12 protein-coding genes are annotated in these 16,517 nt (G+C 29.3%); 7 read left to right on the top strand and 5 right to left on the bottom strand.

The features are described 5' to 3' along the window. Positions 1-567 precede the first annotated feature (567 nt). The gene (locus tag AAGU07_RS12185; RefSeq protein ID WP_342459388.1) at positions 568-1,131 is read left to right on the top strand and encodes a zinc dependent phospholipase C family protein; all 564 of its coding nucleotides are present in this window, start codon (positions 568-570) and stop codon (positions 1,129-1,131) included. Positions 1,132-1,350: 219 nt separating this feature from the next. Here the strand turns inward: AAGU07_RS12185 and AAGU07_RS12190 are convergent, their stop codons facing one another. The 3 genes from AAGU07_RS12190 to AAGU07_RS12200 all read right to left on the bottom strand — a co-directional run bounded on the left by AAGU07_RS12190 (position 1,351) and on the right by AAGU07_RS12200 (position 8,614). Then, positions 1,351-2,553, bottom strand: coding sequence for a glycosyltransferase family 2 protein (locus tag AAGU07_RS12190; protein ID WP_342459389.1), 1,203 nt, complete (start codon positions 2,551-2,553; stop codon positions 1,351-1,353). 76 nt (positions 2,554-2,629) lie between these two features. Then, a complete protein-coding gene (locus tag AAGU07_RS12195) occupies positions 2,630-4,027 on the bottom strand; it encodes a UDP-glucose/GDP-mannose dehydrogenase family protein (protein ID WP_342459390.1) in 1,398 nt (465 codons plus the stop codon). 909 nt (positions 4,028-4,936) lie between these two features. Continuing rightward, the gene (locus tag AAGU07_RS12200) at positions 4,937-8,614 is read right to left on the bottom strand and encodes a glycosyltransferase (protein ID WP_342459391.1); all 3,678 of its coding nucleotides are present in this window, start codon (positions 8,612-8,614) and stop codon (positions 4,937-4,939) included. 1,020 nt (positions 8,615-9,634) lie between these two features. Between AAGU07_RS12200 and mtxX the strand changes: the two genes are divergently transcribed. From mtxX to AAGU07_RS12220, 4 genes are all read left to right on the top strand, one after another. Beyond that, on the top strand, positions 9,635-10,369 hold the full coding sequence (gene mtxX, locus AAGU07_RS12205; protein ID WP_342459392.1) for a methanogenesis marker protein Mmp4/MtxX: 735 nt from the start codon (positions 9,635-9,637) through the stop codon (positions 10,367-10,369). Continuing rightward, positions 10,344-11,111, top strand: coding sequence for a polyprenyl diphosphate synthase (uppS, locus tag AAGU07_RS12210; protein ID WP_342459393.1), 768 nt, complete (start codon positions 10,344-10,346; stop codon positions 11,109-11,111). The genes mtxX and uppS overlap by 26 nt, the downstream gene beginning before the upstream one ends. A 42-nt stretch (positions 11,112-11,153) precedes the next feature. After that, complete coding sequence (locus tag AAGU07_RS12215; protein ID WP_342459394.1) at positions 11,154-11,912, top strand: YchF/TatD family DNA exonuclease; 759 nt, start codon at positions 11,154-11,156, stop codon at positions 11,910-11,912. 1,168 nt (positions 11,913-13,080) lie between these two features. Further along, complete coding sequence (locus AAGU07_RS12220; RefSeq protein ID WP_342459395.1) at positions 13,081-13,524, top strand: DUF1565 domain-containing protein; 444 nt, start codon at positions 13,081-13,083, stop codon at positions 13,522-13,524. Positions 13,525-14,402: 878 nt separating this feature from the next. Here AAGU07_RS12220 and AAGU07_RS12225 read toward each other — a convergent pair. Continuing rightward, entirely contained in the window at positions 14,403-14,621 is a 219-nt protein-coding gene (locus AAGU07_RS12225) for a PRC-barrel domain-containing protein (protein ID WP_342459396.1), read from the bottom strand. Positions 14,622-14,851: 230 nt separating this feature from the next. After that, a complete protein-coding gene (locus AAGU07_RS12230; RefSeq protein WP_342459397.1) occupies positions 14,852-15,235 on the bottom strand; it encodes a carboxymuconolactone decarboxylase family protein in 384 nt (127 codons plus the stop codon). A gap of 339 nt (positions 15,236-15,574) precedes the next feature. On the opposite strand from AAGU07_RS12230, the gene AAGU07_RS12235 reads away from it, so the two are divergent. Further along, positions 15,575-15,868: a hypothetical protein gene (locus AAGU07_RS12235; RefSeq protein ID WP_048082372.1), complete on the top strand. Its 294-nt coding sequence runs from the start codon at positions 15,575-15,577 to the stop codon at positions 15,866-15,868. A gap of 365 nt (positions 15,869-16,233) precedes the next feature. Then, positions 16,234-16,506, top strand: coding sequence for a hypothetical protein (locus tag AAGU07_RS12240; protein WP_342459398.1), 273 nt, complete (start codon positions 16,234-16,236; stop codon positions 16,504-16,506). Positions 16,507-16,517: the final 11 nt, after the last annotated feature.

A 16,517-nucleotide genomic window follows, 5' to 3' on the forward strand; every position in this document is an offset into this window, starting at 1 on the left:
TGATCATTAAAGAATTTTAAGTAAACTTTAGCTTTTTGATATATAACATTATATATTTTCAAATTGTATTTTCCAATGTAAAGTATTAATCAATTTTTTATTGATACATCAAAATCTTCTTATTAGATACTTTGTTTTATTTCATCTAACTGAAATAAAGATTATACTATTTAAAAATATTCAATGATCATTTTATATTTTCTATTCATTTGAAATTAAGCTATTCTTGTTTGACGTGTCCACATACTCATTAACAAAATTAATTGATTATATCTAAATGCCTTCTTTTTAAATTGTAACATGCAATAGTAAAAAAATTGAATAAATAAACAAGTATTCTTTTTCTTTTATGCATTTATAATCATTTATACTAATTTTATATGCCACAAGGCATATTAAAACTTAATAGAAGTTAATACCTGTTTATATTAGTTTTCGAGATTCTAAAATTACTATTAGGTGAAAGTATTAACTTACATGGTACGAAAGTAATAATAATTAGTAATAATATATTACTATATGATCTATTAAGGAGATGATAATACGAAAAATGTTGTGAAAATTTTGATGGTTTTTCTGCTGTCGGTACCCCTACTGATTTCACCAGCAGCAGCATGGCATATACAAACACATCCAACAATTGCAGATAAAGTCTATTACTCATTACCAGCATCAGTACAACATAAACTAAGCTTATCTGAAATGGAAAGAGGATCAAAAGCTCCAGACCAAGTTTTCAAGGATTTTAAATACCACCAATATACTGCAAGTGTTTCAAAATCTAAATATTGGTTAGATAGAGGTAAAGCAGCATATAAAAGCAAGAATTATAAATACGCCAGTTACTGTTTTGGAGTAGCTTCCCATTATATTTCAGATACGTATTCAGCTCCCCATTGTGTAACTGGAGAAGGAGATGCTAATCATCTTGCTTATGAAAAACAAGGAATGTACATGGCACCATCCATAAGGTATATGAGTGGAAGTGTAGACTCAATACTACGTAATGGTTATCTGCAGGGACAAAAAGACTGGAAACTATGGATTGTAAACAAAAGTAGAAGTGTAACACAAAGAGATCTAAACAATGCAGGCTCAGCAGCATACAGTTTAATAAGAAACTGTTTTTAAAAATAATTGATTAAAATTTTTGAAATTTAACCAAACAAGTCATTAAATACTGGCTAGTTTGATGTTTTTTATTTTTTTAAATTTTAAACTTTTCCAATTTCTGTTTTACAGATTTTATGGCGAGCTTATTGTAAAATTAATCTTATCAATCATTAAATTGATACTTATAAATATTAACCTTATTTCCTAACTTAAGAAATAAAACCAGACTGTTTCATATTAAAGGACATAGCTCATTTTTCGTTTTAATCTTTGTCCAATATTTTTTATTTTATATTCAAGCCAACCAAGTGTAGTTTGAAGTTCAGCAACCTGTTTTTTTCTTGCATCCAATCTAGTTTCAAGCTGCTTTTGTTTTTTTATAAGATCAGCAGCCTGTATTCCTTTTGCATCCAATCTATTTTCAAGCTGATTTTGTTTTTCTATAAAATCACTCAATATTTCAGCAATTATAATAGCTTCATCATATTTTTTACCTGCTATAAAATTAAATAACTGAATTAAATACTTTATATTAAGATCTGCTCCGTATTTTTTGAATTCTTCAAAAAGAGGACCTGCATATTCTAGAAGTTCCCTTTTTTCACCATAGTCTGCACTGCTTAATATGAAATTCCTCATCCAAAAGGGCAAATGGTTTCCAAAAATAATTGGGAAATATTCTTCTTTTTTGTTATCCTTTAAAATATCAAAAAGGGCGTAGTATGCGCTGACCATTCCCATTAAATTGTTTTTGTTCCTATTATGGCTAACAGACATATCCTCATTGGAATCACGTATTCTATAATTGTATGGAAAATAATTTTGTAAATAAACAATACCCTCTGCTTTTAAGAACATGTTTACAACAAAAACAGCATCCTGTCCAGGCATACCCTCTAAAAATGTAATATTATTCTCTTCAATGAAACTCTTTTTAACTATCTTTGTCCATACAGAGGGGGATGTTTTAAATAATCTTTTATCTTCATCAATTGAGTTTACCTTTATTTCACCATCTTTAAATGGGCTGAAACTCTTCCTATTTAACCTTTTCCCATTTAAAATATAATAATATCTACCAAATACAATATCTACATCTTCTTCAACAATTTTATTGTACAATGTTTCACAGGCATCGTCTTCATAGTAATCATCAGGGTCAAGGAACATCAAATATTTCCCACTAGCCTCATTTATTCCAATGTTTCTGGGTTTTCCTGCATATCCACTGTTTTCAGGTAGATGAATTGCTTTAAAATTGTCATATTTGGAGGCATATTCATCTATTATTTCCCCACTTCGATCAGTAGAGCAATCATTAACCAGTATCACTTCCAAATGTTCAAAACCAATAGTCTGTCTTACAATAGACTCTAAAGCTTCTTTAATATAATCTTGAACGTTGAATACTGGTATTATAATACTTATTTTACATTCCATGATTTCTATTCCACTCAATAAAAATTAAAACTTATAAAAATATGTTTAAAAATATGAATACTGATTTAACATGATTTCATTTACTCCAATAATCTAAATACATGCTATGTAATGAATTCACATATAAGTATTGTCTGGAGATTCTTGGCCGGCTATTACCTACCTGATAATATTCAAAGCCCAATTTTTCAAGGATGTCCTTGTTATACTGGTTTCTGCCATCAAAAATTATCCTATTTTTAATCCTTTCTGCTATTTCATAAAAATTAGGGCTTCTAAACTCCTTCCATTCTGTTACGAGTACCATTGCATCCGTATTATTTAATGCTTCATACTTGTTATCTAAAAAATTTACGTTATTTTCATCTTTAAAATAATATTCCCTTGCGATATCTGTAGCTTTTGGATCGTAAGTGTTAATTTTAGCACCTAATTCTATTAATCTATTTATAACAGCTACAGATGGAGCTTCCCTCATATCATCAGTTCCTGGTTTAAAAGCTAATCCCCACACTGCAAAAGTATATCCTGATAAATCACAGCCAAATCTTTCTATTATTTTATTTACCAGTAAAAATTTTTGCTTGTCATTTACCAGTTTTACTTCTTTTAATATCTTTGAATCACAGCCACAATCATCAGCAGTTTTTATTAAAGCATTAACATCTTTTGGAAGACAGCTCCCCCCATATCCGCATCCTGGATATAAAAAACTGTACCCTATTCTAGAGTCACTGCCTATACCCTTTCTAACATTGTTAATATCTGCACCGACCCTTTCACAGATATTTGCTATTTCGTTCATAAACGAAATACGGGTAGCAAGCATTGCATTGGCCGCATACTTAGTCATCTCTGCACTGCAAATATCCATAATTAAAAATCTATCATGATTTTTGGTAAAAGGAGCGTACAATTCTTTCATAACTCGAACAGCTTCTTCGTTATCCGAACCTACAACAACCCTATCCGGGCGCATAAAATCTGCAACTGCAGAACCTTCCTTTAAAAACTCAGGATTAGATACAACATAAACATTGCAGCTAACATTCCTCTTTTCCAATTCTTCAGTTATGATTTTTTTAACTTTTTCAGCTGTTCCTACTGGAACTGTTGATTTATTAACTACAATTAAGTCATTGGACATTACCTGACCTATTTCTTTAGCTGCTGCCAGTAAATACTGTAAATCCGCACTCCCATCTTTACCCATAGGAGTACCTACAGCTATAAAACAAATATCAGAATTATTTAAACCTTCCATCAAGCTACAGGTAAAATTTAAATCACCTGTTTTATAATTCTTAATTACCAGTTCTTCCAAGCCCGGCTCATATATTGGGATAATACCTTTTTTTAGGCTTTCAATCTTGCTAGCATCAATGTCAATACAGTAAACCTTGTTTCCCATCTCTGAAAAACACGTTCCAGTAACTAGTCCTACGTAACCTGTTCCAATGACAGTAATTCTCATGTTATCACTTAAATGTTCAATAGTGTCTCTGATTTATATTATTTTTTCAGTGCGTGAGTAACTATTAATTTTAACCCCATATAAAGTCTACTTCAATAATACAAACGATAAATCAAATTATTATACAAAAATAAAGAATGTTTTTAGGGATTTTTTAATTTAAAGCATTGAAATTAATTATTATTACAGCATATAAACAGGATATATGGTATTACACAGCATATGCTAAAATTATAGATCCACTTAGATTAAAAATCAAAAAATTAGTATTTTTAGATTAAAAAAGATATTTATTATTATTTCTATACTTCAAAAGTAGAATTTTAAAATACATTTAAATATAATATTTTCAAATATCATCCATTTAGTTTAATCCATACAAAATTTTAATACATTATTTAGTATATATTTGATTTTCAGACATATTTATTTATTTTAGGTAATAATTACTACTAAACTTAAAACAAGACCTCCTATATACCCTATCCCTGATAAACATAACATAACTATTATTATAACCAGAAAATCTAAAATTAGGATAATTTTTAAGACATAAACTTTAAACAAAGGGAATAATAACCTAAACGTACATGTAGCGTTTTAAATTAATAAATATTACCTTCAGAATCTATTTTAATTATTTACAAAATTATACATCAAATTCACAATATATTTTATAAAAGTAAAAAACATATTCTGCACATTTTTCTGTATAATATAAAAAGTTAACAACATTTATACACATGAAACATGTTTAGCTCTTTAACTAATATCATTTGCATTCTTTAAAATTATTATAAGTTTCAAGGTCAATTGCGTTTTTCTGGATAATTCCATTAAAAAATAAGTTATGCAAATATAAATTGACAAAAAATTAGATCATTAAAAGTAAAAACTAGAACACATTAACTAAAAATCCCAGATTGGAGTCTTATAACCTAATTTTGCTGCCAGTTCATCATCCCACTGGTTTTTACGGAAAATTATATCAAATTCAGAGTCTTTACCTTTAGATTCTTTACGCAGAACATGGGTGGACTTCTGTAATTTGTGATAGACAACTGCTTCAGCTACATGGTAAATTTTCAAGTTCATTACGTGGCGTATATAATTACAAAATATCCTATCAGAACGGTAATGGCGACCCCTTTCTGCATCAAGGCCAGCTGAAGAATTCAATACATCACGTTTAATGTAAACACAGAAAAATGGTGCAAAGCTAAGCTCTAATAATTCACCTGAATGAAACGTAGGCACGTTAATTATATTCTTATGGACCTTAGACAAATTAACATCACATTCATATTCAGGATTTGCATGGGGAACATGGGCATTTAGGGTTCTTGTTTCTCCAGGAAGCACCTGTTGTGGGACTGTTATACCGCACTGAGGTAATTTATATGCTGCATCCTGCATAGCCTCGACTGCGCCAGGCATTATTATTGCATCATTGTTTAAAATAATGATATCACTATCTGGTTTGGAAGCAGCAATCCCCTGGTTTACAGCGTAAGTAAACCCATAATTAACATCATTTTGTATAAGTCTAATTTTACCGGCATCTGCCATTTTCACAAGGTAATTAACTACAGGCTGACTAGAATTATTGTCCACTACAATGATATCTACCCAATCATTATCCTGCATTAAAACAGCTACTATACACTCTTTGATATCATTTAATGATTCATAGCTAGGAATAATAACACTAACCTTAGATAAATGTGCTTTTGATTTTAAAGTAGGAGAATAAGCATACTTTAAACGTTCCCCTTGCTTTTCACGTAGTATCTCATGATAGTGTACTAAACTAGCATCATTTGTAATAGTATTATCTGCCAGGTCATAATAATAATTTGATAACATTACAGGCACGGAATACATTTTTGCAGATTCAGAGATACGTATAACTAGATCCCAGTCTACATATCTTTTTATACTTTCATCAAATCCACCTAAGCGATTATAAATATCGCGGGTGTGGCAGAAAGAATTCATATCAATGTAATTTCTATTTAAGAGCAGTGACCTGTTAAAACTTCCAAAACGGGCCGCAAATGGTTTTTCTGAGTTTCCTTTAAATAAGAATTGGCCGCTGTAAACTGCTTCAGCGTCAGGCAGCTTCAAAAATGCTCCAACCATTGCTGCTATATACCTTAAGTCCCATGTGTTATCAGAATCAAGATAAGCTATATATTTACCGCGAGCAGCTTTAAGTGCCCTATTACGAGCTTTAGATACGCCCTGACAGCTATTATTACGCAGCAGCACGATTCGATCATCGTTTATATCTTCGATTAATTCAACTGTACCGTCATCACTCCCATCATCCACGATTACAAGCTCAATATTGCGGTAAGTTTGAGTTAAAACAGAATCTATCGCTGACTTTACAGTGCGGGCACGGTTGTAAACAGGCATGATTACTGAAACTAGAATATTCTCCTCTACATCAAAGGCCAAATTTGTAAGATGTTCTGCTATATTTTCCATCACTGCAAAACATCTTTTATCTTCTTCACGAAAAGGAGCATTTATAACAGGCGATACAAGCGAATCAGCTAAAAATCCTGAAAAATCTGTAAAATGTCGTTTTTGATGCCATACAGCTTCAGTTTTAGCTATGCATTCACCCGTTTCCTTATCAAAAAGTTCTATTTTGTGTTTTTTTCCGTTTACAAAATTTAATGGGACAACAAATTCAAAAGCATGATTACCATCATTAATTTTTCCTTTAAGATCCAAGCGGAAATTACTGCAGATAAATTCAAAACTTTGATTATCTATTTTTAAAAGTGCTAGACGTGGATTATTATTCCCAATTTTAGCTAACCAACCCCTAATAAGGGTTGTATCAGCAGGACAATTTATATGGCCTTTTATATTTTTATGTTTTGCAGAATTTAATCCTTCCTTGACTGTATCTGTTTTTCTCCCTTCTTCTATTCCGTAAAGACTATAATGAACCAGCGGGTTTAAATTTGATTTTTTAACATCTTTATACTTCTTTAGATAATAATCGCCGTTAAATGCAGCATTGGGCTTTTTACCTTCTTTAAAACCATGGTACATGTAGTGCAGGATAGGATCCATGCCTGATGATCTAACGCCCCGGTTATTTTTTAAATAATAGCCAGTATCAACTAATTTATTCTTTTTAATGGACCTGTATCCTTTTATATTAACAAGTGCATTCTTTAAACCAGTTTCATTCATATTAAAAAGGACGTACAAACCTGGGAATTTTGAAATAAGCCTCTGTGTGATCGATCTGCTTTTATTACTTAAATATTCCATTTCAATTAAACTAGCTTTGAGATTATCAATTTGCAGGTTCAATTCTTCAGCTGCTTTTTCTCTTTTTTTTACATGATCAATGAAATTTTGTTTTTCTTGAATTAATTTGTTTAATTGACTTTCAGTTTGTTCTAATTTATGTTCAGCATGATTTAACCTGAATTTTACTTCTTCTAAACATTTTTCTTTTTCATTAGCCATTTCATTAGATAATTTTAATTTTTTTTCTGTTAGATTTAATTTATCCACTGTTTGATTAAACTGAATTTTTATATCTCCCAGTTGACTCTCTTTTTTATGAATTAATTTATTAGATTTATTTAGCCTGTTTTCTATTTGCTCTAATTTATTTTCTGTTTTAACAAGCTTTAGTTCCGCTTTTTCTATTTTTGCGCATTTTTCTTCAATTAATTCATCTTTTAACTTTAATTTATTCTCAGTCTGCTCTAACTTACTCACTGTTTGATTAAACTGATCTTCAAAATATTCTAATTCCTTCTTATTTTCATTTAATTGATTTTTAAAGGAATTAACTCTAATTTTTTCTTCAGAATGTGCAATTTTAAACTTCACTCGTTCTTCTTCAATGATATCCAGTAAATTAGCATTTTCTATGACTTTTTCAATGAGATTTTCCATTTCATCATTTTTAGGAAACAAAATACATAATCCATGGAATGCATTGATAACTTTAAATGAAAGTTCTAATTCAGATTCACTGATAAAATCTTCTATGGCAGTTAATATACCATTTTTAGGATTATTTTCATAAATAGAATTATAAAGATGATTATTTAATCCACCCTGCTCTTTTAAATTTGTTTGGCCAGGGTACATTCCCAATTTTTTATACGGCTGCCTGTAAACTGCAGGTATATTTTCAGGGCTGTAATATAAGTCCCTTCTAGCGTAAGGCCAACCTACATCATGCAAAAATACAACGGGAAACTTCCTGTTTTTAAAGCTTTTTTCAATTATTTTTAATTCATTATAAACAGTATACCAGTTGTGGTCCCCATCTATCAAAACCATATCATAACCTTTAAGCAGGGGCAATCTACTTAAACTTAATTCATTATAAATCTTAAATTTATCCCCATATTTCGCTTTAAACTCATCAACATCAAATTTAGGAAAGGGATCAATAGCAACCATATACGCGTTGTGTTTTATACAATATTTCAAAATGTTTTTCGTGTTTATACCTGTATCTGAGCCTATTTCAATGATATAATTAGTATTAATACCCATAGTAATAGGTTGTATTATGTTGCTCCAGAATCTATTCATATTTTACCCTCATTCTTGAGGTATAAAAACTTTTTGACAATTAATACAAGCTAATTTCTAATTTAAGGAATTTAAATATATTTAATTTTAATACAAATATTTCTCCATTAGAAAATAGCACATCTGACAATGCAAATAACCCTTCTCTAAAAAAGTAGATAATTAAAATTAAAAGCTATTAGGATTATCAGGATATTATAATGCACAAGTATTATCCTTATCAATAATATTTGTTTTATTAACTGTTTTTAATATTAAATTGAAAAATTATTCTGGCTAAACTAAAAATTAATATTGTAAAACAAAAGATTAAGATGACCTAACATCATTTTCTTTTTTTTAAGTACTTCTAAACTAAAAATTAATTTTATATTTATATTAAATGTTTTAAACCGTTATAAAGAGCCGTATGACATAATGCCAGATTTAGTTTTTTAAAATTATCCAAATCTAAAAATAGAATCAAATTTTTAAAAAGTAAAATTAATTAGTAAAAAATATTACATTTTTATGGATATAACATTGAAAAAATTTATAAAAATTAGTTAACATGCCCATTTAATTTAAATATCAACTTTTAAATTAAAAGATAATCTTCTGGTGTTCATTTTGAATATAACCTAATTAAAAAAATATATAAAGAAGAGATGTCTATTATTATTTCAATGAATAACTGAGAGGATAAATGTGAATATAATTTTACCCTTTTTTTATTAACAGAATGTAGAATATATTGACTAAACGAATTTATTGAGTTGTAAATTATAAAAATATAGTTTAACCACCATACACTTCTTTAAAATAAGTATTATAAAAATAACTACATTTTATAGTGAATGAAGTAATTTTTTAAACTTATAAATTATTAGATATTCAAAAATAGTAGATTTTTTGAAGGTTCAACACATATAAACAGATTATCTAATTAAATAATTAATCAAAAATATTTGGTCATTTACTATAAGTTAAGTTAATATTTAAGTAATATAATTATAAGTTATAACTCAGGTTACAGATAACATGAAGATTGCAGCTGGTGTCGGTGAAAATAAGAATATAATTGAAGCTTCTAAAAAAGTAGATTTCGAAGTTATTTTAACGGAATCTGAAGATAAGCTTATTAACATGCTTCTAAATAAAGAAGTAGATGCTGCTGTAAGAGGATCCCTCAGCGCTTCCAAGATATTAAGTATACTAAAAGAAAAATATCAGGGTAAATTATACAGGGCCTCTTTTTTAGAAACAAATGGTCAAAAATTTTTGTTTGCCCCTGTGGGAATTGATGAAGGAGATAACCCTGAAGAAAAAATAAAAATAATAGAATTAGGGGCAGAATTCTTATCAAAATTAGGAATAGAACCTAAAATCGCGGTACTTTCTGGCGGAAGACCTCAAGATGTTGGTAGAAGCCAGAAAATTGATGATTCCATTGCAGACGGAGAACGTATAACAAGTGCCGCAAAAAGTAAATATTCTGTAAAACATTATTTTATATTAATAGAAAATGCAATAAAGGATAATGTAAACTTCATTTTAGCACCGGATGGTATATCTGGAAACTTAATATTTAGAACTCTGATTTTTTTGGGTTCAGGAAAAAGCCATGGTGCTGTAACACTTGGAATTAACGAAATTTTTATAGATACTTCAAGATCACAAAGCGTAGAAGGATATATTAGAGCCTTAGAATTTTCAAATTATCTAGCAAGATTAAAGAGTAGGAATAAAAATGCAACCATTAAAACCACTTTATAAAATTTATGAATGGTACATATCAAAAAATCTCAAGCCCGAAAACATGCCTAATCATATTGCCGTTATAATGGACGGTAACAGGCGCTACACAAAATTAATGGGCAACATGGAAATTATAGACGGTCATAAAAGAGGGGTAAGTACCCTTGAAAAGGTTCTGGACTGGTCCATTGAATTAGGGATAGAAATTGTAACTGCCTATGCATTTTCTACCGAGAATTTTAACAGACCTCCAAAAGAAGTGGAAGGTCTAATGAAGTTATTCCAGAAAGAATTTGAAGGAATAGCAAAAAATCCAAAGATTCATAAAAATGAAGTAAGAATAAATGCAGTAGGTAATTTAAACTTACTTCCAGAAAATGTAAGAGAAGCCATAAGAATCGCAGAAGAGGCTACATCTTCCTATGACAAACGAATTGTAAACATTGCAATAGGTTATGATGGGCGGATGGAAATAATCGATGCTATAAAAAAGATTTCAAAAGAAGTTAAAGATGGAAAATTAGACTGTGAGGAAATAGATGAAGATTTAGTCAATAAAAATCTATATACTGCAGGCTTAGAAGACCCTAACCTTATTATAAGGACAAGTGGGGAAGAAAGGCTCAGCGGGTTCCTACTATGGCAGTCTTCTTATTCAGAGTTATACTTCTGCGATAGTTTATGGCCAGAACTTAGAAAAGTTGATTTTTTAAGGGCACTTAGGTCATATCAAGAAAGAGAAAGGCGCTTTGGGATTTAAACCCATAGCTTACTTAATTTTATTTAGAGTTGAGGGAACGTTATGATCGATGTACATTGTCATGTTGATTTTAAAGATTTTAACAAAAACAGGGAAGAGGTAATGGCACGGGCAAAGAAAAAATTGTCCGCCATTGTTGATTCTGGAGCTACATTAGGTGGAAATAGAAGAGCTTTAAAGCTTGTAGAAGATTATAAAGGTTTTGCACATGCTGCACTTGGATTTCACCCGGTTAATGCGATAAAAGCAGATCTTGACATAATCGAGAAAGCAGTTAAAGAAATACATGAAAATATAGATAAAACAGTGGCAATTGGAGAAACTGGCCTTGATTTTCATGAAGTGAAAGATACTGAATCAAGAAACAGGCAGGTAAAAGTCTTCAAAACATTCATTGACCTTGCAAATGAATATGAAATGCCCATTATACTTCATGCAAGAGATGCTGAATTAAAAGCTTTTGAGATAATAAAAAAGTATTCAAAAGATATCGAGGTTATATTCCACTGTTATGGTGGGGATATTGAAACAGCGCATAAAATAGTAGATGAGAGCTATTATATTTCATTTTCAACCATAATTGCTTATTCTAATTATCATGAAGAGATTGTAGAAGAAATACCAATTCAAAATATACTAACTGAAACTGACAGCCCTTATCTTTCACCTTTCAAAGGACAGAAAAATGAGCCTTCATTTGTAGAAGAAGCAGTTAAAAAGATTGCTGATGTAAAATCTTTACCAGTATTTAAGGTGGATCAAAAAACAGGACGAAATGCAAAGAAAGTTTTTGATATCTAATCGCAGGTATCAATTACAATTCTAATACTTCATTTTGCTCCTTTAAAAAGAAATTAAATTGATTTCATAAAAAAACTATAAAAAAGTTGAGATTTTAATAGGAAACTGCATATCCAGTTAGTTTTTTATAGTGTATTTAAAAAAAAGTTATTATGCAAAATGATCTTTTAATATTTGGAATAATCATTATTTTCACAGCTTTATATTTTTAAATATCAATTGGAACTGGAAGGAGAAAGATTCACCTGATAAATACTTAATCAACGATTTAAGTATGGAGTATCCCAAATATATAGGCGTGTTTTTAGGCGGAATTATACTTATTCTGGCTATTTATGTTAGTTAAAATAAACTTATTCTGGTCTTTTAATATTCTCTTATTGTCACCAGAATGGGGGTTTCATAAAAAGCAATCAATATAGTTAAAATTTTAATTTAAATTACATTTCCTACTTTTTTTATATGTCCACTAATAATAAACATGTAACATATTAACCTAGGGGCACTCTTCTCATGGTATCATGGAGTTTAAGGAGTGCCCCTGAATGGTAGGTGCTTATTTTGTAGTGGTCTTACACCTTTGAGAACTTATGAATATAAATATGTTTATTATGTGCTATTAATCACATTTGCAATGAAATGAAATTATTTACTTCCAGTATTTATTAATTATTACTAATATATGTAATTTAATTTATATATTAAATATTATTACCTTTGTGATTATGGAAATTTAATTTTTAAACTGTGCAAACTCTATATTTAATGTTATTATTCTTCCTTATAAAATTAAATATAAGTGAATTTGTGAAAATGTAGTATATTTATAAATTAAATGAATTAATAAAGAAATGGTTATCTATCATCATAAAAACTATGACTAATAATTTCTAAATAATTATATCAGTATTTTTGCAGAATTCATAAAAAGTAATTATATAAAATAAGTTATTTTTAGCCTTTTAAATAATTTTAATCTTAAATTAAAATTTATTTATAATGTTATGCGCATATTACAGTTTAAATAACATTAATAGAGATCATTAATAAATTTTAGCCATTTATTTTATTAAATAGTTATTATTTATGTATAATGAGCTTATTTCGATCCATATAAACCAAATGAATTGCAATTACAGCTTTATTTTAGGAAAATTATTTATATCACTTGCCACTTACTTGTGATCATTTATTATCATGGCATAAATGGAGTGAAAAGATCGAATATAAAACAACAAGAGGAGTTTTAGGTAACAGGTTAAATGACAGCATCTATGTTGATCCTGATACTGGAAAAGATGATAACACTGGTGCAGATTACAGTCCATATCGAACAATAAAGAAAGCCCTTAAAGAAGTAGAAACAGACGAAACAATACTGTTAAAAAACGGGATTTACACTGGAAAAGGCAATAATACGTTGATAATTGATAAAAATGTTACAATAATTGGTGAAAGCCAAAAATATACAGTAATAGATGGAGGAAAAATTTTTTCTATATTTGAAATCGATTATGATGCGCACTTAACACTCCAAAATTTAACAATAAAAAATGGAAGAGGAGATAATGGCGGTGCTATCTGCAATGAAGGTACTTTAACCGTAGAATAGTGCACTTTTGAAGCTAATACATCAAACGAAGGCGGCGCTATCTACCATAAAAATAATGGTAAATGTACAGTAACAAAATCTAATTTCAAAAATAATAACTCTAAAACCGCCCATGCTATTTACTGCAATAGCGATGTTTACGTAGAAGCCATATCAAACTGGTGGGTTCTGCAGCAGGCCCAACTAAAAAAGATATTTATGACCATGTAAAATACACTCCATGGTTAACAAAACCCATTAAATAACTCTACAAAAAATGAGCTGTTTTATTTTTTATTCTTTTTTTGAAAAAATTAATTAATCTTAAATCGGTTTTAGCTATCCTAATTTAGATAATTTTACCGTATTTACTTTATGGCAATTTAAATAGTCTTAAAATATAATCTCTGTATTTTTCCGTTATGGAAATGAGTATTTAATCCCAATAAATATCAAACTGAATTATCCATAGAAGGTATAGATGAAGGCGCAGGCATAGTTGTTGGGAGCCATCCCCTCATGCCTCGGAGCATAGAATATTATAAATGAAAGTTAATATCCTACAGCCTGAAAATTACGTTTTTAAAACCAAAAAATCCAATTATGAATGACTCCATGGTTTTAGAGCTGCAGATCGTAAATGGAAATGAAAATGTGACAGTTATTCCCATCCATATTTCAAACACCAGCCCTAAAATTATAGGTGATCAACATGCAAATAAGTTTTTAAATTAAACTTAAAATCTAATATTAAAATGAATATATTAAATGGAAAAGGCAAATTGACTGTAAATGTTTGAATTTAGTAGCATGACTAATAAAATAGTTAATGAACTTAATATTTAATTTAGAAGTTAATTTTAAAAAAAAATATAAATGATTTTTAGAGTTCAACACATTTACTTAAGCATTACTTTTTCACCGATAGTATCGACCTGGTTGCATGGTATAACTTTCTTTTCACCTATGCCTATTTTTGTAGCGGCTCCACCTTCTTTAATTACTAATGATTTAACCTGTTGTTTTCCTCTGACTATTTCTACGTCTTTAACTTCTCCAACTCTATCTCCAGAACTATCAACAACTTCTTTTCCAACTAAATCGCCTACAACATGCATACTATCACCCTTCTTTATTCATAATTATATTACATATATTATTACTATTAAAGATGATATTTATACATTTCATCCAGGCCAAAGTTTCAAATCATCTACTAAAATAGGAGATAAAAAAAACCTTATTTCACAATATAATCCAGATAAGCATCAAAATTCAATTTTAACAAATTCATATGATTAATAAAATTTTTAATTATGGCCAAAATTTAAAAGAAAAATAATTATAATTATTCTTCATTTTCCAGCTCTTCAAATACTTCTTTAGCTGTATATACTGCATTTAAAGCTGTTGGAAAGCCCGCATAGACGGCCATCTGGATCAATACTTCCACGATCTCTTCACGGGTACAACCAACATTTAAGGCCCCTATGATATGGCTCTTGAGTTCTGTTTGGGCATGTCCCAAGGTAGTAAGACTTGCAATTGTTACAAGTTCCCTTGTTTTTAGATCCAAACCAGGACGGGTATAAACATCCGCATAAGGAAATTCAGCAACAAAACGCGCTAGATCAGGAGCGATATCCTCCAAATTATCTGCTAATTCTCCATAAGACTTGGGATGCATCATTTTAAGCATTTCTAACCCTTTTTTGTATCTATCTTCACTCATTTTTCGTCTCCATTTAATTAGTCAAAATCCACGTATTTAGTTTTGATTCAAGTTATTTTAAACTTTTTTATTAATTTATTGTTATCACCACATTATTTGGAGTGAAAATGAATATCAAAGCACATAATGACATATATACCCCTAAAAATTACATTCTAATCCCAATTAATGTCTAATTTGAGAAATTTGGAAATTAATTTTCCCATACTGCCTTTTGATAATTATAATTTCACAGATAAAAACTAAATAGAAAATCATTTATATTACTAAAGAGAATATACATGCTAATTTCTAATAGCTTAATACAACCTTAAGGATCAATTGTTTAAGTGATGATTCATGTTAAAACAGATAGGAATTACAGGACATAATATATTCTCATTTCTGGATGATGGGTGGCTGTTCGACCATATAGACGAAATTAACATGAAATTAAAAGCATATAAAGAAGAAGCATTTATAGATGAACTTTTCAGTAATCCTAAAGAAATTATCGTACTGCTAAAACTTGACTATTTTCACGAACTAACTCCAGAATACATCGAATCTGCTATCTATGAATTTAAAGAATATTATGAATGTGTAGTGGACAAAATTATGGACGGCCATTTTTTAAACGACCAGAAAGGGTAATTTACGAAATAATCCATGTGTAAACTAATGTTCATGTCATGGAGATTGTAAAATCGAAGATTTTACACAGCACATAACATGTTTGCATGTTGTGCAATGTAATATTTTCATGTGTTCCTGAATAATTAATAAGTATAATTCATGCACATTTAATAAACATAAACGATTAAATTAATTGCAGCTGTTTTTTAACTTAGTTTATAAACTGAAAGTTCTAAATTTTAAAAGTAAAATATTATAACATATCTTTCTTTAAATCATTTACATTTGATACGATTTTAAATCAATCAGGTTAATATGTTAAATATAATGATGTTTAAAATACTCTTAAATTTTAAATAAAAAATAGAGATGGGGGAATGAATATGAAAATCGTTAGTATAATGGCAGTAATCATTATAATAGTAGGATTTGGTCTTCAATCGGTAAGTGCAGCATCATCCATACCTTCATTAGATAATATTACAAACACAACACAAGAAGCAATTAATAACGCTTCTGATACAGTTAACCAGACAGCCCAAGATGTCCAGAACACGTTAGATCCTATTCAAGACATTTTAAATAGCATAAATTCAGTTTTAAATACTATAAGTTCCATGGTACAAAATATCCAACAGATATTTGGCGGCTACTAACCATCCACATT

This window comes from Methanobacterium sp., assembly GCF_038562635.1.
Classification (GTDB): Archaea; Methanobacteriota; Methanobacteria; order Methanobacteriales; family Methanobacteriaceae; genus Methanobacterium_D.

Excerpts from the sequence above, each read along its gene's own strand:
- AAGU07_RS12200 (WP_342459391.1), bottom strand. The coding sequence starts at position 8,614 with ATGAATAGATTCTGGAGCAACATAATACAACCTATTACTATGGGTATT.
- AAGU07_RS12230 (WP_342459397.1), bottom strand. The coding sequence starts at position 15,235 with ATGAGTGAAGATAGATACAAAAAAGGGTTAGAAATGCTTAAAATGATG.
- AAGU07_RS12235 (WP_048082372.1), top strand. The coding sequence starts at position 15,575 with ATGTTAAAACAGATAGGAATTACAGGACATAATATATTCTCATTTCTG.
- AAGU07_RS12185 (WP_342459388.1), top strand. The coding sequence starts at position 568 with ATGGTTTTTCTGCTGTCGGTACCCCTACTGATTTCACCAGCAGCAGCA.
- AAGU07_RS12190 (WP_342459389.1), bottom strand. The coding sequence starts at position 2,553 with ATGGAATGTAAAATAAGTATTATAATACCAGTATTCAACGTTCAAGAT.
- uppS (WP_342459393.1), top strand. The coding sequence starts at position 10,344 with ATGCAACCATTAAAACCACTTTATAAAATTTATGAATGGTACATATCA.
- AAGU07_RS12240 (WP_342459398.1), top strand. The coding sequence starts at position 16,234 with ATGAAAATCGTTAGTATAATGGCAGTAATCATTATAATAGTAGGATTT.
- AAGU07_RS12215 (WP_342459394.1), top strand. The coding sequence starts at position 11,154 with ATGATCGATGTACATTGTCATGTTGATTTTAAAGATTTTAACAAAAAC.
- mtxX (WP_342459392.1), top strand. The coding sequence starts at position 9,635 with ATGAAGATTGCAGCTGGTGTCGGTGAAAATAAGAATATAATTGAAGCT.
- AAGU07_RS12225 (WP_342459396.1), bottom strand. The coding sequence starts at position 14,621 with ATGCATGTTGTAGGCGATTTAGTTGGAAAAGAAGTTGTTGATAGTTCT.
- AAGU07_RS12195 (WP_342459390.1), bottom strand. The coding sequence starts at position 4,027 with ATGAGAATTACTGTCATTGGAACAGGTTACGTAGGACTAGTTACTGGA.